The following is a 19836-nucleotide window of genomic DNA, read 5'->3' as shown; positions in this document are numbered from 1 at the left end:
AAGTCAGTCTAAGGGAGTGCAAGTGTCCGTCATACGGGTCGTCAGCTACAACATTCATAAAGGCCGCTCGGCAACGGGCACCCGGGAATCGTTTGCAGAACTGCGTCTCGGGCTGTATGGATTGCGTCCCGATCTCCTGTTCCTGCAAGAGCTGCAGGGCCGCAACGAGCAGCGCATCAGCCTGAACGCCCAGCACGAATCGCTGGGCGCGGCGCTGTGCATGCATACGGCCTACGGTTGCAATGCGGTGCGTTCCCATACGGATCATGGCAATGCACTGTTGTCGCGCTTTCCCATCCTCCAGCACGAAAACCAGGACATCTCCGATCACCGGCTGGAACAACGGGGCCTGCTGCATGCGGTCATCGAGATCGAAGAGGTTCCCGTACACTGCATGGTGGTCCACCTTGGCCTGTTTGCCGGCAGCCGGTCACGGCAGGTGGCTGCGCTGGTCGAACGCATTCGGCGTCTGGTGCCTGATGACGAGCCCATGCTCATTGCGGGTGACTTCAACGACTGGCACAATCGCCTGGCACCACTGTTCGTGCAGCAACTTGGCCTGTACGAAGTATTTGCGATCGCGCCGCACAACGACAGCGAGCCGCGCCTTCTGCGCAACTCCGTAAAGCGATGGCGCAACACACTGCTGCATCTGCCTCAGCCTCGGCCATTGGCCCAAAAGGTGCACGAGTTGGGCAATAACGGTGCGGCCCGGATGACCCCGCCGCCACGCACATTTCCGGCAGCCTTCCCCTGGCTGCGCCTTGACCGCATCTATCAGCGTGGCTTCGCTGTGCGCAAAGCGCGCGTATTGCAGGGGCTGCCCTGGCGGCAGATTTCCGACCACGCACCGCTGTTTGCCGAACTGGAGCTGCCCTGACCATGAACGCCACGCCGCTCTCCGACCACAACCCGATGGGATACCCGGCCGACGAACTCGACCGTCAGTACAATGCGCGCGCCTCGGTGCCGGACTGCCTGCCCTTTCTTCAGGAATACGCAGAGTTCAGCGCGCAGGCCCGAACACGGGTCAAGGGATATCTGTCGGTCGCGTATGGCGACCACCCGGACGAAACGCTGGATATTTTCCCCGCGCCCCAGGCGGGTGCGCCGGTTTACTTTTTTGTTCACGGCGGATACTGGCGCGCACTGTCCAAGGAGGATTCCTCTTTCATGGCGCCCATGTTCACGCAAGCAGGCGCCACCGTCGTCGCCATCAATTACTCGCTGGCGCCCAGCGTCAGCCTGGCGCGCATCATCGATCAATGCCGGCGCGCGCTGGCCTGGGCCTGGCGCAACATTGCCACCTATAACGGAGACCCCGCGCGCATTCATGCAAGCGGCAGCTCGGCGGGAGGGCATCTGGTCGGCATGCTGCTGGCCGGGGACTGGCATGCCCAGTATGATGCCCCGCCCGATATCCTCCAGAGCGCGAGTCCATTGAGCGGACTCTTTGATTTGCGGCCACTGGTTCATACCCACATCAACGAATGGGCGCATCTGGATGAAGCAACCGCCATTGACGCCAGCCCTGTCTTTCATCTTCCCGAACAAGGCTGCCCGCTGCTGGTCGCCTGGGGGGAACACGAAACCAGCGAATTCAAGCGCCAGAGCCAATACTTTGGACAAGCCTGGCAGGACTGCGGTTTCCCGGTAACGCTGGCCGAAATCCCCGGCGTCAACCATTTCAATATTCTCATGCAGTTGCGCAGGAACGACACGGCGCTCAGCCTGGGGATATTAGGTCTCATGGGCCTCTAGCGATACAGACGGAGGCAGGCGGCAGGCATGGCCAACAAGGAATCACGTCTCCATTGGACCGATGGCAATCAGATCGCACTGCTGCACAATGGCGGCGATTTTTTCCCGGCCCTGTGCAAAGCGATCGATCAGGCCCAGACTCAGGTGCACCTGGAAACCTATATTTTCTCGATGGATGATACCGCACGGCGTGTGCTCGCACACTTGGCGCAAGCCTGCGCGCGCGGCATCAAGGTGCGCGTGGTCATAGATGGATTTGGCAGCAATGAACATGTCCAGGAGATCTCACGCCAGTTGGCCGAGATGGGCGCCCATTATCGCGTTTACCGGCCCGAGCCGCGCGGTGTCAGCAATGTGCGCTTCAATCTGCGGCGATTGCGACGGTTGCACCGCAAGACAGCCGTTGTGGATGATGCGGTCGCCTTCGTCGGCGGCATCAACATTCTGGATGATTATGTCGATGTACCCGACGACGGCACAGGGCCACAGCCCAGATTCGACTTTGCGGTGCAGTTGCAAGGGCCTATTGTCGACGACATCGCAAAAGCGCAACGCGCCCTGTGGCTGCGCATGGCCTGGCGGCGACGTGACGACTGGGCCACCTTTTATGAACGTCTGCGCAACTGGAGCGCATGGCGGCAGGCACGAATCAAGCAACCCCAGCCACGCTTCAGCCCCGGCATGAAAGCGGCGCTGCTGCTGCGCGACAATATTTTGCATCGGCAATCCATAGAAAACGTCTACCTCACTACCATGGCTGGAGCACAGTCCGACATTCTGATTGCCAACGCCTATTTTTTTCCTGGCCGACGCCTGCGTAAAGCCCTGGTTGCGGCCGCTGCGCGCGGGGTGCGTGTCAGGCTGCTGTTGCAGGGTCACTCCGAATACGCCATGCAGTACCGCGCCAGTCGCTATATGTACTGCAAGCTGCTGGATTCACGGATCGAGCTCTACGAATACATGGCAAGCTACCTGCATGCCAAGGTCGCCGTCATGGACAGCTGCGCCATGGTGGGTTCCTCCAACCTGGATCCGTTCAGCCTCCTGCTGGCACGCGAGGCCAATGTCTACATCAAAGATCCGGATTTTGCGCTGTCGCTGAAAGAGGCGCTCGAAGCCGAAATCCAGTCCAATGCGAGACAGGTGACCGAAGCGTCCTTGCAGCGCCGCGGCTGGCTGGGACGGATGATGGACAGTTTTTCATATTTCATGCTGCGCGTCGGCGTGGCGCTCACCGGCAAATCTTCCGAATACTGAACGTCTGCGCGCTTGCCGTGCGCAAACAGACATGCCGTAGTGCACAACACAACAATACCCGGCCGCACCCCGTTGCTATGCTGCTTCCATTACTATCGGGAGGAGCGGACACATGTCAGTTGCATTGGATCACGACCGCCCGGAGCTGGCCGCCATACGAGAACACATGATTATCGGCGGCAAGCCCTGGACCGAAGGAGACGGGGACGCCATTCCCGTTTATGACCCCGCTCGCGGCGTGGTGATTGCGCATCAGCTGGAGGCCGGCCCTCGGCAGGTAAACGAAGCAGTCAAGGCTGCACGGCATGCTTTTGAAGCCCCGGCGTGGCGCGATATGCTCCCCGTCGCCAGAGAAAGGCTGCTGCTCCGGCTGGCGGATCTGGTCGAACAGCATGGCGATGAGCTGGCACGGCTCGAGACATTGAACAACGGCAAACTATTGGCCTTATCGCAAGGCCTGGAAGTTGGCGCCGGCGCCCAATGGTTGCGCTATATGGCGGGATGGGCCACCAAGATTTCCGGCGAAACCTTGAATGTGTCCATTCCTTTTCCGCCGGGCGTGAACTATCACGCCTATACCCGCCCGGAGCCCGTAGGCGTCGTGGCAGCCATCGTGCCGTGGAATTTTCCGCTGCTTATGGCTATATGGAAAATTGCGCCTGCTGTCGCCACTGGCTGCACCGTCGTGCTCAAACCTGCGGAGGAAACACCGCTGACGGCCATTCGCCTGGCTGAGCTGGCGCTTGAGGCCGGTTTTCCGCCTGGGGTCGTCAACGTCATTACTGGGCGGGGCGAGGTAACCGGCGCGGCGTTGGTCGCCCATCCTGATGTCGACAAGATCGCTTTCACCGGATCGACGGAAGTCGGCAAGCTGATTGGCCGCCAGGCCGTGGACGACATGAAACGCGTGTCGCTGGAGCTGGGCGGGAAGTCCCCCGTCATCATCCTGGACGATTGCGATATCGATCTGGCCATACAAGGCGCGGCCGGCGCCATCTTCTTCAACCAGGGCCAGGTCTGCACGGCCGGTTCGCGGCTGTTTGTTCAGAAAGGCATCTACGATCGCGTGGTCGCAGGACTCGCAGACATCGCGTCGGGCATGAAGCTGGGCTCCGGGCTGGATCCGGACACGCAAATAGGCCCGATGATTTCGGCCCGCCATCAAAAACGGGTGCTGGACTATATCGCCATTGGCAAGCAAGAAGGCGCGCGCATGCTGGCAGGCGGCGCGGCGGACGAAGGCGAGGGCTATTTTGTACGGCCTACCGTGTTCGCCCATGCGCCCGCGGGCGCCCGCATCAGCCGCGAAGAGATTTTTGGCCCCGTCGTGGTCGCCGGCGCCTTTGATACGGAAGAGGATGCGATTGCATGCGCCAACGACACCCAGTTCGGGTTGGGCGCCAGCATCTGGAGCAACGACCTGACACGCGTCAACCGGCTTGTGCCACGCATCCGGGCGGGCACTGTCTGGGTCAATACGCACAACATGCTCGACCCTCACATGCCCTTCGGCGGCTACAAGCAATCCGGCATCGGACGCGAACACGGCCACGCCGCAATTGATATGTATCTGGAGAAAAAATCCGTCTGCATGGCTTACCCCGCCGCACACTGATCGGCTGCGCGCATGACGCGTCGACAACAACAAAATAATGAGGAGACTGTATGAAAAAAAGCACTGGAGCGCTCTGCACCGCCCTGTTGGCACTGGCTGCCTGTCTGGGCCTGGCAGGGCAGGCCCAGGCCGGTGATCCAAGCGCGCGCGACTGGATACCCGCGCCGCCCGGCACCAATATTTTTGCGAGCTATTTTGCGGCCCTGGGCAGCCACGGCTTCTATGATCGCGGCCACCGGATTGACGGCGGACCACGTATAGACGTTCAGGCATTGGTGCTGCGCCCCATGGCTTTTCGCCAGATCGGCAATGTCACCGTCCAGTACGAGCTGATCGCTCCTGCCTTTCGCACCACCGCCAAAGTACCAGGCGTGCCGCACGACAGGCTGACCGGCATGGGCGACATCCAGGCCGGCGCTGCGTTCTGGTTCTACAACAACGAAGAGACCCGCACCTGGTTCGCATGGGAACCCTTCATTACGTTCCCTACGGGTCGCTACCACGGCTCGCACGCAGACGTGTCGCCTGGCAATAATCGATGGACAACAATACAGGATTTTGCCTTCGTGAAGGGAATAGGCGAATCCACCTTTCTGGAAGGTGTCGCGGAGTTCGAGTTCTATGGCGACAACAACAACTATTATGGCCAGCGATTGAAGAAATCTCCGTCGATGCGGCTGATGTTCCTGGCCTCGACCAACATCACGCCCGACACCTACGTAGGCATGCGCTATCGATACGAAACCGGCGGCAAGGAGAAGATCAACGGCGATACCGTGCTATCCAGCCAGCGCAGCCATCAACTGGCAGCGGAGATCACCCATCAGCTGAATGACGCCAACCAGATTCAATTGCAGTATATCCACGACCTCGATGTCAGGAACGGACCCAAGATGCGCGGCGTGCAATTGCGTTACGCCTACATCTTCTGAAACCGGATCCACCAGCCAGGAGACATGATTCATGATCACTTTATCGCTCACCCGGTCCCGACTGCATGGCCTGCTGGCCATCGCGCTGCTGGCCATGGCGCTGCCGGCGACAGCCCAGCAAAAACCCATGGAGGAACTCACTGGCGGGCACACGCTCCCGGCGGACGCGTCACAGCGCGTTTACGTGATGGACTCCGTGTTCCAGCACCTGACCGAAAGCCGCCTGAACATCTTCGACGGCGCAACCGGCAAGTTTCTGGGCATGATACCCACCAGCTACAACGGGCACATGCAGCTCTCGCACGATGGCAAGGACATCTATGTGATGACCACCTATCACGAGCGCGTGACACGCGGCAAGCGCACCGATGTTGTCGAAGTATGGGATGCGCAGGCGCTGACGTTCAAAAAGGAGATATCGATTCCGCCCAAGCGCGCGCAGGCGCTCAACTATCGCGGGATCTTCCGTCAGACGACAGACGGAAAATTCATTGTGCTGCAGAACGCCACGCCAGCCACCTCGATCTCTGTCGTGAATATCGACAAAGGCGAGTTCGCGGGAGAGATCACCTCGACAGCAGGCTGCTGGAGCGTCATCCCCCTGCCCAACAAGCCGCACAGTTTCATGACCATTTGCGGCGACGGCGCGCTGCTGTCCATTGACCTGGATGAGCAGGGAAAAGTGGCAAACCAGCATCGCAGTAAAGCAATGTTCCCGGTGCAGGAGGACCCCATTTTCATCGCCCCCGGACTTACTCGGGACAAAGCCTATTTTGTATCGTTCTATGGCAACGTCTACACCGCTAACCTGGACGGCGAAGAGATCACTTTTGAGCCTGTGTGGTCATTGCTCAACGACGAAGACAAGGCGCAGGGCTGGGTGCCAGGCGGCTATAACGTGATCGACATTGATCGCGCCAACCAGCGCCTGTATGTCTTCATGCATCCCGATGGCAAGGAAGGCTCTCACAAGAATCCCGCGGCTGAAATCTGGGTGTACGATCTGAAAACCAATAAACGGATTGCGCGTGAGCCCGGCCGCGACGGCCTGTCCATGTCTGTAGCGCAGGGACCGAGCCCACGGTTGCTGACACTGGACGGCGGCAATGTGAACATCTACGACATCAGCGCCGCCCAGCCCAAGTACCTGCGAACCATAGAAGGCGCCGGCGAAGCGGCGCTGCAGGTTGAACCGCAGCCCTATAACGGAGACGGGCAATGATAGATCCCATCCTGATCTACGCCGGCTCGGCGGCCCTGGCAGGCATACTCCTGTCGGGCGCGATCGGCAAGCTGGCCAGCTTTGCGCGGTTTGAAAATGCCACAGCGGGCTATGCCCTGTTGCCCGCCAATTGGGTACGGCCTTTTGCAGCGCTGTTTATCGCCGCCGAACTGTGCAGCGGCATGATGCTGTTAGTGCCGACCACACGCGCCGGTGGCGCGGCCCTTGCCATGGCGGTGCTGCTCTTGGCCAGCGCCGGCATTGTGGCCAACCTGCTGCGCGGACGCCGCGACATCGATTGCGGCTGCGGCGGCTTCACGGAGAAAACCGGCGGGCTGTCCTGGTGGCTGGTGCTGCGCAACAGCCTGTTGCTGGCGCTGGCCGTACCCGCGTTGCTCGCGCACTATGCCTCCGCGCGCAGCCTGAGCTGGGTGGATGCGCTGACCTTCTTCGGCACCACACTGGCCGTGCTGGGCCTGTATTTCTGCCTGAATCAATTGATTGATTCACACCAACGAATTCAAAAAACATAAGGAGACGCCATGAATGCCTTGATGATTTCCAACATTGTCCTGTGGCTCGTCGTGCTGAGCCTGGTGCTGGTGGTGCTGGCACTGTCGCGCCAGATCGGCGTGCTGTATGAGCGCGTCGCCCCCATGGGTGCGCTGACCATGGACAAGGGCCCCGCCGTGGGCGAGGCCGCGCCAGCCTTTGAGCTGGCCGACATGCTGGGTCGCCCCCAGAAGATAGGCCTTGCCGGATCGCGCAGCCAGTTGCTGTTCTTTCTGTCGCCGACATGCCCTGTCTGCAAGAAGCTGCTGCCCATACTCAAGTCCGTGGCCGCGACCGAAAAGAAATGGCTGGATATCGTACTGGCCAGCGATGGCGAGATGCCCGAGCATCTGGCGTTCTATCGCCAGGCCGGGCTGGAACAGTTTCCCTATCTGCTCTCCACCAGTCTGGGTATGGGTTTTCAGATCAGCAAGCTGCCCTATGCCGTGCTCATCGATGAAAACGGCATTATCCGTGCCAAGGGCTTGATCAATTCGCGCGAGCAGCTAGAAAGCCTGTTTACCGCGAAAGAGCTGGGCGTGGCTTCCGCCCAGGAATACCTGACCAATAATGGCCTTAACGAAGTTCAAGTTTCGCGCAAGGAGAACGTCAATGCGTTGGTTGGATAAATTTGGCGAAAGCATGGCGCGCAACATCGCGCACAAATCATCGCGGCGCAGTGTACTGTGCTCCATCAGCAAAGCGCTGGTCGGATCGGCCTTTCTCATGCCTGTCTTGCCCGTGGCCCGCGCCGCCGGCAAATCACCCGGCCTGGACGATGCCACGGACGAGGAACTGAGTTCCTGCGACTATTGGCGCTATTGCGCGGTGGATGGCTTCTTGTGCTCCTGCTGCGGCGGCACGCCCACTACGTGTCCGCCAGGGACGACACCCTCACCGATTTCCTGGGTCGGCACCTGCCACAACCCCAAGGACGGCAAGGACTATCTCGTGAGCTATCACGACTGCTGCGGCAAGACAGCATGCAACCGCTGTCTGTGTTCATCGCAGACGCGCGAGCGGCCCGGGTATGAGTTCTTCCTGCATAACGATGTGAACTGGTGCATGGCCAACGAAAACACCACCTTCCACTGCACAACCTCGATCGTGGTCGGGCTCGCCAAGAATTAAGGGGGAGAATCCTGAAATGATTACGCGCCAAGGCCGCAGCCTTGCCCACCCGGGCAGGGCTGTACCGGCACGATTCGGTACGGTGGGGCGCGCCCTGGCGGCAGTGCGACGGATTGCCGTCGCACCGTTTGTCATCGTGGGCACCCTTGCCTGCGGATCGGGCAGCGCGCAGACGCTTTCCACGGCCGCCTATAAAGACTATATGCTGCAATGCGCCGGATGCCATCGCTACGACGGCAACGGCGTCGCGCAGCGTGGCGTGCCCAGTTTTCGCAACTCCATCGGCCTGCTGGCCAGCCTGCCGGCAGGCCGCGACTACATGATACGGGTACCAGGCGCAGCACAATCCCAGTTGAGCAATGCGGAATTGGCCAACGTGCTGAACTGGGCAGTCATGACGTATAGCCCTGAACAGGCCGGGCCTGATTTCAGACCGTTTACCGCCAACGAGATCGGTGCGGCCAGACCTTACCGTTTCGATGATGTGACCACGGTTCGAAAAGCCCTCGCCAGTACACTGGCGGAGCAAGGACACACCCTGGCGCCTTATACCTTTGGCAACAACCCAGAGCAGTGAGGCCATCGCCGTCGCGGGGCTGGTCCCGGCGACCACATGGCGACGGGCGACGCCTCTGCACACATCTAAAGGTTTCTACTCATGGCCTGCCCAGCTTGATTTAGGTATAAAGGTTGTACAAGCGCCTGCGCACCGGGCCTCTCCGGCGTATGCACGCAAGCGCATTTTTTAAGGCATCAGGTGTATGACGCCCATGCTATTGCGCACGCCACCTCGCCATTTCAACAGCCATGGTCCATGGCGTGATGGCGTATGTGAATATTTTGTTCCACTGGAAGTCCGTGCCAGCACAGGCGGGCCTTTCCTGAACACGGCTGCCAGCGACACGCTGGGCAGCCTGCATGTCACCGAGCTGATCACGTCGGCGCAGCGCGTATGCCGCACGCGCAGTCTGGCCAGCCGCGCCGAGCAAAGCGTCTACAAGGCGACGCTGCAGCTGTCCGGGCGCAGCACCATTGTTCAGGAAGGGCGTTCGGCCATTCTGAACCCAGGCGAATGGGGCCTGTACGATACCGCCAGGCCGTATGAAGTTGCCGTGGATCAGGACGCCCATTTCCTCGTGCTGCAGATTTCATCTGCGCAAATGTCTGTGTGGGAGCCTTATCTTCAGCGCGCTGTGGCGCGTGCCTTCAGCGCTCGGCACGGCAGCGCGCGCATTGCCATGCACACCCTGCGCCTGGCGCTCTCGGAAAACCCCGGACTATCGGCCGCCGCCACGCGCGATATTGCGCATTCCATCTTGCAGATGATAGGCCTGAATGTCTGCGAGCAAAGTGGCGCAAACAGCATGTCGGGACTGGATGAAGTCCGGCACGCGCAGTTCCGGTCTATTTGCCAGCACATCGACGAAAACCTGCACGATCCGGCACTGTCTGTATCGGGCATCGCAGCGCATTTCCGCGTTTCGCGCCGCTACCTCTACAAGCTGTTCGAAAATCAGGGCCAGACGCCAGCCGACTATATCCAGGGCGCGCGCCTGGAGCGCTGCCGCAGCCTGCTGGCAGACACAACGCTCACCCGCCAGATCAGCGAGCTGGCGTACCAGCACGGCTTCTCGGATTCAGCCGCTTTCAGCCATGCTTTCCGCCGCCGCTTCGGGGTTTCACCCACCGAATGGCGGCGTCAGCAGCAAGCGTCTATTCTTTGATCAAGCGCCATTCGCCGTCTTTCACGGTGATCAGCTCACGCCCGCGATCATCGAAGCCACTGTGGTCGTCGGCAGACATGTTGTACACGCCCTGCGTCGCCACCAGCTCATGCGTTTTTTCCAGGGCATCGCGCAGCGCACTGCGAAACTCCTTGGTGCCTGGTTTAGCCGCCTTGGCGGCCTCCGGGATCGCTTGCTCAAGCAGCAGGCCCGCGTCGTACACGTTGGCGCCGAAGGTGGCCGGCTTTTCGCCATACAGCTTGGTGTAACGGGCAATATAGTCTTCGGCCACCTTCTTGGACGGATTCGAGTCGTCGATCTCGGGCAGCACCAGCATCAGGCTTGCCGCAAGAATCGTACCCTCGACATCCTTGCCGCCCAGTTTCAGAAAGGCCGGCAGGGCCGCGCCGTGCGTCTGGTAATACTTGCCCTTGTAGCCCTGCTTGGCCAGCGTTGTTTCGGGCAGCACCGCTGCCGAACCCGTGCCAGCAATCAACACGGCATCAGGATTGGCCGCAAACACCTTGAGTGCCTGCCCCGTCACTGAGCTGTCGGAACGCTGATAGCGCTCCACCGCCACGATCTCGATATTGTGCTCTTTGGCCAGCCCGGTTAAAACCTTGAGCCAGTTCTCGCCATAGGCGTCGTTCAGGCCGATGAAGGCGGCCGTTTTGATGCCGTGCTTGGCCATGTGTCCAACCAGCGCCTTGGCGATAATGTCATCGTTCTGCGTGGTCTTGAATACCCACTTCTTGTCGGGCGTCATGGGCAGCACAACCGACGCTGTGCCGACGGGCGCCAGCATGGGGGTGCCCGATTCCGCCGCAAACTGGATGACACCCATGGCGTTGGGTGAACCCGAAGGGCCAATCAAGGCATCGACTTTTTCTTCTGAAATCAGCTTTTTGAAATTCGTGACCGATTGCGTCGGATCACTGGCATCGTCCAAAGAAATGTACTCCACCGTAAGATCGCCGATCTTCTTTGGCAGCAGCGCAACGGTGTTCTTCTGCGGAATGCCTATCAGGGCGGTGGGCCCCGTGGCAGAAGTGACGACGCCCACCTTGACCTGGGCGCTGGCGGGCGCTGTGCCAAGGACGGCAAACAACGCGGCGGATAAAGCTAAGGTTCTGAACAGCATGGTTTGTCTCCGTTGGTGTGGTTTTATGGATGGCAACTCAGATCGTCACCGAGCTTACACTGGCGCCGCCGCATACGTATAGCGTCTGACCAGTAATAAAACTGTTGGCCGGGTCGGCAAAAAACATTACCGCCCGCGCCACGTCGTCCGCCCGCCCCAGCCGCTGCACCGGTATGCCCTTGGCAATATTGTGCTCGCGTTCGCTGCCTGCGGGAATGACATCGTAAAACATATCCGTCTGGACGGGCCCTGGCGCCACGACATTGACGGTAATGCCTTTGGGTGCAAGTTCCAGCGCCCACGTGCGCGCCATGCCGACCATGCCTGCCTTGGTGGCCGAGTAGGCCGTACGCGTGGGCACGCCCAGCGCGCCACGCGACGACATCAGCACTATGCGGCCGAAACCGGCCTGTTCCATGGCAGGCAATACGGCCTGGACCAGACTGATCGCCGCACCCAAGTGGATTTGCGTCAGGCCTTGCAGCTCATCCATCGTCACATCGGGCAGCAGATTGGGCCAGATAACGCCTGCGTTATGCACAACATGGCTGATGGCGTATTGAGCCGCAAGCTCAGCGCCGGCTTGCGCCACAGCCTTCGCATCCAGCAGGTCCACCTGCACAGCATGCAGGCGCGCATGCGCAAACTCCGGCGCGCGGCGAGCCATTGAGATAACCTCATAGTCCGCATCCAGCATCTGACGGCAAATCTCCGCACCTATGCCCGCGCTGCCGCCAGTGACCAGGGCGATGTTTCTTTCACTCATGCCTGTCATTCCCTATACCGTCGGCGCCAATGCCAGCACCCGCAATGGGCTGCCTGAACCGCGACGTATTTTCAGGGGGGCCGAGAAGATCACTGAGCCGGTCGGCGGCAGTTGATCCAGATTGGTCATGCACTGCAACCCGTAGCGATTGTTGCCATGCATGAAGTAGTGACAGGGAAAAGGCGGATCCAGATGCTGCGCCTGGCCCGTGTCGGTGCCCACGGACTCCGTGCCGAAGCCATGGACGTCGCGCTCCTTGATGAGCCAGGGAACCACTTCGGCATCAGGGCCGGGCGAATGGGCGCCGTCTTCGCGCATGTTCAGATATTCAACCGGCTTTTCGCGCTTGGACCAGTCTGTGCGCATGAATACCCAGGACCTGGCTGGAATCTTGCCATGCTTGGCTTCCCATTGCTCGACAAAGGGTATGGTCAGCAAGAAATCCGGGTTCTCTCGCGACTCGGCCGAACAGTCCAGCACACACGCCTGCGCGATAAACGCATCCAGTGGAATCGTATCCACCGTATTGTCGGGCTGATCCTTGCCGCTGATCCAGTGCGCGGGCGCATCAAAGTGCGTGCCTGTATGCTCCGACATCGAAAAATTGTTCCAGTACCAAGCAGGGCCGCGCTCATCGTAATGCGAAATCTCCTCGATGCGAAACGGCCAGGCCTGGCCGAACTCGGGCGGCAACACGATGGTGGGAAACTCTGGCGTCAGCGTTTCGGTCAGGTCGATGATCCTGATTTTTCCTGAGGCCAGATCGGCCATGAACTGGCTTAATCCGTTGGTGCTCATTGTCTCTCCTGTAGTATGCGTGCCGGGTAGGGACCGGCGTGTTTTACCGAGTCAAAGCTCCCGCTCCAGCCCTTTGGGGTTGTCTCGCCAGCGCGCCAGAAATTCCTGCGCGACGTCGCCTACATAGGCATCTTCGGTGCCTTGCTGCAGGGCCTTGACGATGGCCGTTGCCACGGCCTTGGGATTGACACGCGGCGGCGGCGTCAACTGCTCCCATTCGTGATCCAGGGGGCCCGCAAACACATTGATCACGCGCACGCCAGAAGTCAGAAATTCGTGGCGCAAACACTGCGCTACAGAGAGCGCCGCGGCCTGCGACACGGACCAGACACCCTGCGCGGGCAGATTGGCATGTGCATAGATAGACAAGACATTCACCCAGGCCACGGCATTGTTGACGCCATCGGCGGCACGGCCCGACATGGCGGGGCCAAAGTGCTGGGCAAGCCGGATCAGTCCCAGGCAGTTCACATCCAGCGCATCGCGCGCCTTGTTCATATCGCGATTGAACAGAATACCGCCCTCGCGCTGATGATCTGCTGTGTTGATGAGAATATCGACCTTGCCGCCGATGGAGCGCGCAATGCGCTGCACCGAATCCGTATCGGTGATATTCATATCCTGTACATGCACGCGCTCATCCTGGCACAGCGCATCGAACTCGGCCGAGCGCCGCCAGATTTCTGGGTCGCCGGCAAACACGGCAGTCACCCCGGCATCAAGCAGCGCTCGGATCACGGTCAGGCCGACGGCCGTCTTGCCGTCTGTCACCAGCACGCGCCGAAACTTGGGGTCGCAAGAGGTTTCGCGCAAGGTTTTATCGTCTTCCATATGAGGGGTCGCCTGTAAGGGTAGGGCTATCATCACGGCTTGGCCGCTGCGATCCAGCTTGAGCGTCAGCTGCACCTCGTCACCTTCGCGACAGTCGCCATGCACATGCGCAACAACCGAAGGGCCCGCCCGCATCTGCACCGTGCCAATGCGCCAGGGCAATCGTTCACGAAAATACAGATCGTTGCTGTGACTCAAGACGGTTGTCGCCAGCAGCCGCCCCGTCGCATCCACCGCTTGCCAGCGCAACGCGTCCGACAGGCAGTCATGGCAAACTTCGCGCGGCGGATACTGTACTGCGCTGCACGCCTGACACACCTGCAATTCAAAGCGCCCCAACGCGGCGGCGGCTGTCAGGCCCAGTGCGCGCCGACTGCGTGCGGCAGGTGGCCGGGTGGCCTGGCGTGTGCGGGCAACAGGGTTCTTGTGCGCGGGCCGCGACAGGGGTTCGGTCATGCTTCGCTCCTTGCCAGCAGGGCCGCGCCGGTGCAGATGCCGCGGTCGTAGTTGATCATGCCGAACCCGCTGACCAGACCGATGTTGGCCTGCGCAACCTGGGTGTCCTGCGCGCTGTCGGTGAGCTGCCGCAAGGCCTCGACCATGCCCAGGTATCCTCCCGAGGCGCCGGCCTGGCCAACAGACAGCTGGCCGCCATTGGTGTTGAAAGGAAAGCTGCCGTCCACGGTAAAACTGTGTTCGCGCACAAAGTGCGGGCCTTCTCCCTTTTCGCAAAATCCAAGATCTTCGATCTGCATCATATTGATCACGGGATAGTCGTCGTAAGCCTGCATGAAATCCACGTCATCCGGGCGTATACCCGCATGCTGATAGAAAGCCTCGCGGTCCACCGTCCACCCGCCACGCATCTGTATCGCGTCTTCGCGCCATGCGTTGTGGCGTTCGATCGTGGAAAGTATACGGACAAAAGGCAGCCCCAGATCTCGAGCCTGCGCCTCGCGCATGACCAGAAAACCGTCCGCGCCGGCACATGGCATGACGCAATCGAACAAATGTATCGGATCCGCTATCTCGCGCGCATCAAGATACTGCTGCAATGTGAGAGGCTTCTTCATCAAGGCATGTGGAAAGCGCAGCGCATTGTCACGTTGCGCCACACAGAGCTTGCCGAAGTCTTCGCGCCTCGCGCCCGTTTGCTGCATATAGTTGCGGGTCAACAGGGCAAAGCTGGCATTGGGTCCGCCTGCGCCATAGGGATACACCGCATCCTGGGCAAAGCGGGAAAACTGACTGACGGTGTTGCGGAAGGAGTCCACATGGTTGGTGTCTCCAGCAATACAAGCCACAACATTCGCATCGCCTGCCTGCACAGCCCGCGCCGCGCGGCGCAAGGCCACCACGCCGCTGGCGCCGCCCATGGGGATATGATCCAGCCAGGCAGGGCTCATACCCAGATGCTGCACTAGCCCCACGGCTGTATCGGGCGCCAGCGTAAAGCTCGACACGCACAAGCCATCCACCTTGTCTTTGGCCACGCCCGACTGCCGCAATAATGCCCCCAGAGCATTGCCCAGCCACCAATGTGCGCTTCGTATGCTGTAGCGCACATAGGGCACCGTCACCGGCACGGTGGCCACAATCTCTTCGTAACCCAGGCGGGGCGCCGTCACGAAGCCACCTCCTGACGTTTCTTCATGTCGCACGTGTTGACGCACATCGCCGTATCCGGCAGGGTTGCGGCCAACGCCTTGAGCTCCCCACGCTGTATCTTGTTGGTGGCGGTCAAGGGTAAGGCGTCAATAAACGCCACATAGCCCGGCACTTTGTAATAGGCCAGTTGCCCCAGGCACCAGCTCACGATATCGCGCGCCAGGCGTTCCGCCTGATCCTGTACCGGCATCTCATGCGCCACGATGCAAGCCAGCACCTCGTCGCCGCGCACGGTATCGGGCACAGCGGTTACCGCCACCGTCTTGATGGCGGGGTGCTGCAGCAGCACGCTCTCTACCTCAACCGCTGCGATATTTTCCCCGCTGCGACGTATGACGTTCTTTTTTCGGTCCACAAAATGCAGATAACCCTGCGCATTGCGCCGTACGATATCGCCCGTGTGAAACCAGCCATAGCGCCAGGCTTCGCAGGTCGCAGCGTCGTCCTTCAGGTAACCCGCAAAGAAACCGAAACGGGAATCGCCGCCGCCATGCCGCACCAGCAGTTCGCCATCCTCATCGGTCGACACATCCTGGCCGGCGTCATTGACCAGACGCACCTGGACATCAGCCCCTTCCTTGCCGAAACAGCTGCTGCCCGCAAAACGTGGCTCGCGATTGGCGATCACCACCGCACCCGCACCGGTTTCCGTCATAGCCCAGGCTTCAAGCAAAGGAAAGCCGAAACGCTGCTCGAAAGGTTGATGCAGCGCGCGATCAATGCCCGCTCCGAAGCCAAAGCGCACCTGATGTGCGGTGTCCTGCGCGCTGGGTGCCGCTTTCATCAAGATGGCAGGCATAACGCCAAGATAATGCACCACGGTGGCATTCGTTTCGCGCACGGTTTCCCACCAGCTGCGGGGATGAAAGCGATCAATGTTGATCAGACAGCCGCCAGTCATCACCATGGCCATCACTGAATACGCCATGGCATTCATGTGTACCAGTGGCAGTGGCGTCAGCATGCGCTCCTGGCCGCTGTGCAAGGTGGCAAGGCCACCGATGTCCCGGTACCAGCGGCCTGCGTGCAGGAAATAATCATTGGGCAGCATGCAGCCTTTGGGGCGCCCCGTCGTGCCAGAGGTGTACAGCAACGCGCACTCGGTGCCGCCGTCGATCGATGCTCCTGCAAGCGGCGGCGCCGTCGGTGCTTGCGGCGGCGCGTCATCGGGGCCCATCACACTCAGCTGGCCGCCTTGCGCGGCGGCCAGCAGGCTGGCATGCCGTTCCGGCAAGGCAACCGCCATGACCATTTCGGAATGCCCGATCAAGTACTGCAGCTCCGCCGCGCGCAGCTCAGCGTTGATCGGCACCACCGAAACGCCCAGCGCATTCAGCGCAAACCAATGAAATATAAAAGCGGGTCGATTTTCAAGCAGCAAGCCCACCCGATGACCATGCCCGTAGCCTGCCGACACGTAGGCGGACTTGAGCGCCTGGATGCGCGCCTGCGTCTGACGATAGCTGAACTCGCCGGCCTCAATGCCATAGGCATGCGCGGTTTCAGGGGTGACACGCAAAAAGGCGTGAGCCGGCCACTGCTGAGCCGCCTCTGAAAATGCATCGTACACGGTCTTGGACACGTTTCCGCCCTCTACATGAATAGCTGAATGCTGCGCAGCGCGGCATCGCAATTGACCAGATCCACGCGCTTCTGGCGGATACGCAACCCCCCGTCCACCACCAGCAGCTCAAACGTGGCCCATCCCGCATAGAGCGTCTGCTGATCCATGCGTGTTTCAACATAATGGAAAGCGGCCCGCACCGCATATTGGCCTTGTTCCGGATTGTGCCACGCGTGACCGGCTTCCACCGTCGGCTGCTGCAGCAAATGATGGCTGCGGCTGATAGGCTGTTGCGAGTAGGTACGCTGCCCCGCCAGGCGTTCGATCCGCACGCGCAGCAGCAGTTTGTCTTCGTACATCAGCGAGCCTTCGAGCACCGGATCGGTCTGCCCATGCGCAAGCGGCATCCAGTAATAACCGTCTTCGGTGAACAGTGCCAGCCAATCCTCGAAGCGCTGTTCATCAAGCATGCGCGCTTCGGCGTATACGAAGTCGATCAAATCCTGATCCATGATAGCGGTCATGCCTGCTCCTTCATCGTGGCGGTCATGTAGCGGGCCCAGGCCTGGTACTGATTGCGCATCTGCCATTCACTGGTGCCGTTGACGACTTCGTTCTCGCGCTCAGCTTCATCTGGTTCATACAATCGCGCCACGTTGACCCATGCCCGTCCACGGCTGTGCAGGCCGCGTTGCGACCGCTCATACACTTCGTGATCGTCATGACCCACAACAGAGGTGGGCGCATTGATAAGCCGGTTGTACATCAGCGTGCGCTCCAGCAGCTTGTCGGGCGCGCCAACCAGGCGAAAGGTCCAGGACTCCACCAGCGTCTTGTTGGCAGCCAGCGGCTTGAAGATGCGCAGCGTCTGGATCGGCCCCTTGACCATGATGTTGGGAAAGTAGGTGGTGTTATGCCTGACTTCGCCCAGAATCTCTTGTGCGCGTTCCGGACCATAGGCTGCCTCCATGGCTTCCATGTAGCCGGGCACTTGTGAATAAGCCGCGTGGATGGAATTGCTCACTCCCGTATGGCCGTGGCCGTTCTTCCAAACCCTGATGCCCATGCCCTCGAAGAACTCATAGGGGGAAATGAACGGCGCAAACTGTTCAACCGCCATGGGCTTGGGCGTGCCCTCCGGGGCCTCTTCCCATACCTTTACCGCCGTGCCCGCCGATGACTCGTGCGCCACCATCGGGTGACAGGTATCCGTCTGGTTGTCCACCAGCATCTTCCAGTTGCAGTCATGCAGGTAACGCAGCACGCCGCCCGCGACTTCGAGTCGGCCTTCCGGCGCACGATCCACCATATTGTCTATGGTCGACAGCGATTCACCAAAAAAATCCTCGAACGATTCGCCTTCGGGATTCAGGCGACAGAACACGAAACCACGATACTCGCGCACGCTCTCCACCGCAGCCATGCCCTGGCTTGCCTCGCACTGCTGGAGCACCTCTGGGTCGTATCCTTTTTTGAGCGGAATAGAGAGCAGCTTGCCATCTGTCTTGAACGTCCAGGCATGATAAGGGCAGCGAAAAAACTTGCCCGTATTGCCGCAGGCGCCCGCAGCCACCTGCACGCCCTTGTGAGGACAGCGATTGTGCAGCACCCGTATGGATTTGTCTGTGTGCCGGACCAGCACAACAGGCTGATCGCCCACTGTCGTCGTGAAGTAATCACCCACATTGGGCACCTGACTCTCATGGCCAACGTACACCCAGGTGTTGGCGAAAAGATGTTCCATCTCGAGCTCGAACAGCTCATCATCGATGAATAGATCTCTGTGGACTTCGGTGGGCCGCACCAGATTGGCCACGGCAACGGGATTATTGCGATAGTTCATGATGCACCTGTGGGTCAAAGGTCAAGCACAAGACGGTCAGAATGGCTGCGCGATACGCATATCTGCATGACATCGTTGGCGTCGCGCTCCGCTTCGGACAAGTAATAGTCGCGGTGGTCAGGCCTGCCTTCGAGCACAACCACCTGGCATACCCCGCACTCACCGCGCCGGCAATCAAACAAGGGGTCGCAGCCGGCCTCTTCGAGCACTTCGAGAATGGTCTTGTCTGGCGGAATATGAAACACCTGGCCAGACTGCCTGAGCTCAACCTCGAAGCCCGCATCGCCCTCCTGCGGCGCAGGCGTGGAGAACAGCTCAAAATGCACATGAGCGTGCGGCCATTGCCTGCCATGGGATTGCTCCACCACAGCATCTATCAGCCCCTTGGGGCCGCATACATACAAGTGCTGTTTCTGGTCTACGCTGTCCAGCAAATCATTGAGTGGCAGTTGTGTGGCTTCCTCATCATCGGCATGCATGTGCACGGCCTCGCCATGCTGCGCCGCCAGCACATCCAGAAAAGCCATCTGGGCGCGGCTGCGACCATAGTAATGCAGCACAAATGCACGGCCAGCCCGCTTCAGACTGGCGGCCATGGATGCAATAGGCGTAATGCCAATCCCCCCGGCCACCAGCACAACCGCGTGCTCGTTGATCTGCGCTTCGTGCAGTTCAAAATCGTTGCGCGGCCCGTCCACCTCGAGCTCATCGCCCACCGACAGGCTGTGCATATGACGCGATCCGCCGGTACTCGGATCTTCCAGTCGCACGCCCAGGTGATAGCAGGCGGGCGCTTCAAAAGCGGCCGGATCATCGTCCAGACAGACCAGCGAATAACAGCGAGGCGCCTTCTGGCCGGGAATGCTGACCTTCAGATGGGCGCCTGGCGTAAAGGCCGGCAACGGTTCCCCGTCGCTCGCCTTCAGCGTGATGGCACGAACAATCTGCGTTTCGCTGCGGATATCAGTGACGGTAAGTTTCAGCTTGCTCACGGTTTGCCTCGTCTCTTTTCATATCGTATTGGCTGGCTT

20 protein-coding genes are annotated in these 19836 nt (G+C 60.2%); 11 read left to right on the top strand and 9 right to left on the bottom strand.

Going from position 1 to position 19836, the window contains the following annotated elements; translation table 11 throughout:
* The first annotated feature begins 22 nt into the window (after window positions 1-22).
* The 11 genes from ERE07_RS17825 (at window position 23) to ERE07_RS17775 (ending at window position 10194) form a co-directional block, all read left to right on the top strand.
* Entirely contained in the window at window positions 23-880 is an 858-nt protein-coding gene (locus tag ERE07_RS17825; protein ID WP_130010400.1) for an endonuclease/exonuclease/phosphatase family protein, read from the top strand.
* A 2-nt stretch (window positions 881-882) separates the two neighbouring features.
* Window positions 883-1761, top strand: a complete 879-nt coding sequence (locus tag ERE07_RS17820; RefSeq protein ID WP_245153766.1) for an alpha/beta hydrolase — start codon at window positions 883-885, stop codon at window positions 1759-1761.
* Between the two features lie 27 nt (window positions 1762-1788).
* Window positions 1789-3018: a cardiolipin synthase ClsB gene (gene clsB, locus ERE07_RS17815; protein ID WP_130010399.1), complete on the top strand. Its 1230-nt coding sequence runs from the start codon at window positions 1789-1791 to the stop codon at window positions 3016-3018.
* Between the two features lie 112 nt (window positions 3019-3130).
* Window positions 3131-4633 carry an aldehyde dehydrogenase family protein gene (locus tag ERE07_RS17810; RefSeq protein ID WP_130010398.1) on the top strand — a complete coding sequence of 501 codons (1503 nt, stop codon included), beginning with the start codon at window positions 3131-3133 and terminating at the stop codon, window positions 4631-4633.
* Between the two features lie 50 nt (window positions 4634-4683).
* Complete coding sequence (locus tag ERE07_RS17805) at window positions 4684-5565, top strand: transporter (RefSeq protein ID WP_130010397.1); 882 nt, start codon at window positions 4684-4686, stop codon at window positions 5563-5565.
* A 31-nt stretch (window positions 5566-5596) separates the two neighbouring features.
* Window positions 5597-6787: an amine dehydrogenase large subunit gene (locus ERE07_RS17800; protein ID WP_130010396.1), complete on the top strand. Its 1191-nt coding sequence runs from the start codon at window positions 5597-5599 to the stop codon at window positions 6785-6787.
* A complete protein-coding gene (locus ERE07_RS17795; protein ID WP_245153765.1) occupies window positions 6784-7320 on the top strand; it encodes a MauE/DoxX family redox-associated membrane protein in 537 nt (178 codons plus the stop codon). The genes ERE07_RS17800 and ERE07_RS17795 overlap by 4 nt, the downstream gene beginning before the upstream one ends.
* Window positions 7321-7329: 9 nt before the next feature.
* Window positions 7330-7968 (top strand): methylamine dehydrogenase accessory protein MauD, encoded by a 639-nt coding sequence (gene mauD / locus ERE07_RS17790; RefSeq protein WP_130010395.1) that lies wholly within the window; start codon window positions 7330-7332, stop codon window positions 7966-7968.
* Window positions 7952-8470, top strand: coding sequence for a methylamine dehydrogenase light chain (locus ERE07_RS17785; protein WP_130010394.1), 519 nt, complete (start codon window positions 7952-7954; stop codon window positions 8468-8470). The genes mauD and ERE07_RS17785 overlap by 17 nt, the downstream gene beginning before the upstream one ends.
* 16 nt (window positions 8471-8486) lie before the next feature.
* Window positions 8487-9047, top strand: a complete 561-nt coding sequence (locus ERE07_RS17780) for a cytochrome c family protein (protein WP_130010393.1) — start codon at window positions 8487-8489, stop codon at window positions 9045-9047.
* Window positions 9048-9231: 184 nt separating this feature from the next.
* Complete coding sequence (locus ERE07_RS17775; protein WP_130010392.1) at window positions 9232-10194, top strand: AraC-like ligand-binding domain-containing protein; 963 nt, start codon at window positions 9232-9234, stop codon at window positions 10192-10194.
* Here ERE07_RS17775 and ERE07_RS17770 read toward each other — a convergent pair.
* From ERE07_RS17770 to ERE07_RS17730, 9 genes are read right to left on the bottom strand one after another with little or no spacing between them, the layout of a single operon-like run.
* A complete protein-coding gene (locus ERE07_RS17770) occupies window positions 10184-11335 on the bottom strand; it encodes an ABC transporter substrate-binding protein (RefSeq protein ID WP_130010391.1) in 1152 nt (383 codons plus the stop codon). The genes ERE07_RS17775 and ERE07_RS17770 overlap by 11 nt on opposite strands.
* A 37-nt stretch (window positions 11336-11372) precedes the next feature.
* Complete coding sequence (locus ERE07_RS17765) at window positions 11373-12101, bottom strand: SDR family NAD(P)-dependent oxidoreductase (RefSeq protein WP_130010390.1); 729 nt, start codon at window positions 12099-12101, stop codon at window positions 11373-11375.
* A gap of 12 nt (window positions 12102-12113) precedes the next feature.
* Window positions 12114-12899: a cyclase family protein gene (locus tag ERE07_RS17760; RefSeq protein WP_130010389.1), complete on the bottom strand. Its 786-nt coding sequence runs from the start codon at window positions 12897-12899 to the stop codon at window positions 12114-12116.
* 51 nt (window positions 12900-12950) lie between these two features.
* Window positions 12951-14186 carry an SDR family NAD(P)-dependent oxidoreductase gene (locus ERE07_RS17755; RefSeq protein ID WP_130010388.1) on the bottom strand — a complete coding sequence of 412 codons (1236 nt, stop codon included), beginning with the start codon at window positions 14184-14186 and terminating at the stop codon, window positions 12951-12953.
* Window positions 14183-15358 (bottom strand): thiolase family protein, encoded by a 1176-nt coding sequence (locus ERE07_RS17750; protein ID WP_130010387.1) that lies wholly within the window; start codon window positions 15356-15358, stop codon window positions 14183-14185. Before ERE07_RS17750 ends, ERE07_RS17755 begins: the two co-directional genes overlap by 4 nt.
* The gene (locus ERE07_RS17745) at window positions 15355-16980 is read right to left on the bottom strand and encodes an AMP-binding protein (RefSeq protein WP_130010386.1); all 1626 of its coding nucleotides are present in this window, start codon (window positions 16978-16980) and stop codon (window positions 15355-15357) included. The genes ERE07_RS17750 and ERE07_RS17745 overlap by 4 nt, the downstream gene beginning before the upstream one ends.
* Window positions 16981-16991: 11 nt before the next feature.
* On the bottom strand, window positions 16992-17486 hold the full coding sequence (locus ERE07_RS17740; RefSeq protein ID WP_130010385.1) for an aromatic-ring-hydroxylating dioxygenase subunit beta: 495 nt from the start codon (window positions 17484-17486) through the stop codon (window positions 16992-16994).
* A complete protein-coding gene (locus ERE07_RS17735) occupies window positions 17483-18808 on the bottom strand; it encodes an aromatic ring-hydroxylating dioxygenase subunit alpha (RefSeq protein WP_130010446.1) in 1326 nt (441 codons plus the stop codon). Before ERE07_RS17735 ends, ERE07_RS17740 begins: the two co-directional genes overlap by 4 nt.
* A gap of 11 nt (window positions 18809-18819) precedes the next feature.
* Window positions 18820-19797 carry a PDR/VanB family oxidoreductase gene (locus tag ERE07_RS17730; RefSeq protein ID WP_130010384.1) on the bottom strand — a complete coding sequence of 326 codons (978 nt, stop codon included), beginning with the start codon at window positions 19795-19797 and terminating at the stop codon, window positions 18820-18822.
* Window positions 19798-19836 lie beyond the last annotated feature (39 nt).

The organism is Allopusillimonas ginsengisoli, assembly GCF_004153455.1.
GTDB lineage: Bacteria > Pseudomonadota > Gammaproteobacteria > Burkholderiales > Burkholderiaceae_B > Allopusillimonas > Allopusillimonas ginsengisoli.
Note: the sequence above shows the minus strand (reverse complement) of the source record. Positions and strands in the feature narration are given on the sequence as shown.

What these genes read in the sequence shown, in the direction of transcription:
- ERE07_RS17740 (WP_130010385.1), bottom strand. Translation starts at nt 17,486, where the DNA reads ATGACCGCTATCATGGATCAGGATTTGATCGACTTCGTATACGCCGAA.
- ERE07_RS17765 (WP_130010390.1), bottom strand. Translation starts at nt 12,101, where the DNA reads ATGAGTGAAAGAAACATCGCCCTGGTCACTGGCGGCAGCGCGGGCATA.
- ERE07_RS17775 (WP_130010392.1), top strand. Translation starts at nt 9,232, where the DNA reads ATGACGCCCATGCTATTGCGCACGCCACCTCGCCATTTCAACAGCCAT.
- ERE07_RS17800 (WP_130010396.1), top strand. Translation starts at nt 5,597, where the DNA reads ATGATCACTTTATCGCTCACCCGGTCCCGACTGCATGGCCTGCTGGCC.
- ERE07_RS17770 (WP_130010391.1), bottom strand. Translation starts at nt 11,335, where the DNA reads ATGCTGTTCAGAACCTTAGCTTTATCCGCCGCGTTGTTTGCCGTCCTT.
- ERE07_RS17795 (WP_245153765.1), top strand. Translation starts at nt 6,784, where the DNA reads ATGATAGATCCCATCCTGATCTACGCCGGCTCGGCGGCCCTGGCAGGC.
- mauD (WP_130010395.1), top strand. Translation starts at nt 7,330, where the DNA reads ATGAATGCCTTGATGATTTCCAACATTGTCCTGTGGCTCGTCGTGCTG.
- ERE07_RS17805 (WP_130010397.1), top strand. Translation starts at nt 4,684, where the DNA reads ATGAAAAAAAGCACTGGAGCGCTCTGCACCGCCCTGTTGGCACTGGCT.
- ERE07_RS17820 (WP_245153766.1), top strand. Translation starts at nt 883, where the DNA reads ATGAACGCCACGCCGCTCTCCGACCACAACCCGATGGGATACCCGGCC.
- ERE07_RS17810 (WP_130010398.1), top strand. Translation starts at nt 3,131, where the DNA reads ATGTCAGTTGCATTGGATCACGACCGCCCGGAGCTGGCCGCCATACGA.
- clsB (WP_130010399.1), top strand. Translation starts at nt 1,789, where the DNA reads ATGGCCAACAAGGAATCACGTCTCCATTGGACCGATGGCAATCAGATC.
- ERE07_RS17785 (WP_130010394.1), top strand. Translation starts at nt 7,952, where the DNA reads ATGCGTTGGTTGGATAAATTTGGCGAAAGCATGGCGCGCAACATCGCG.
- ERE07_RS17780 (WP_130010393.1), top strand. Translation starts at nt 8,487, where the DNA reads ATGATTACGCGCCAAGGCCGCAGCCTTGCCCACCCGGGCAGGGCTGTA.
- ERE07_RS17755 (WP_130010388.1), bottom strand. Translation starts at nt 14,186, where the DNA reads ATGACCGAACCCCTGTCGCGGCCCGCGCACAAGAACCCTGTTGCCCGC.
- ERE07_RS17760 (WP_130010389.1), bottom strand. Translation starts at nt 12,899, where the DNA reads ATGAGCACCAACGGATTAAGCCAGTTCATGGCCGATCTGGCCTCAGGA.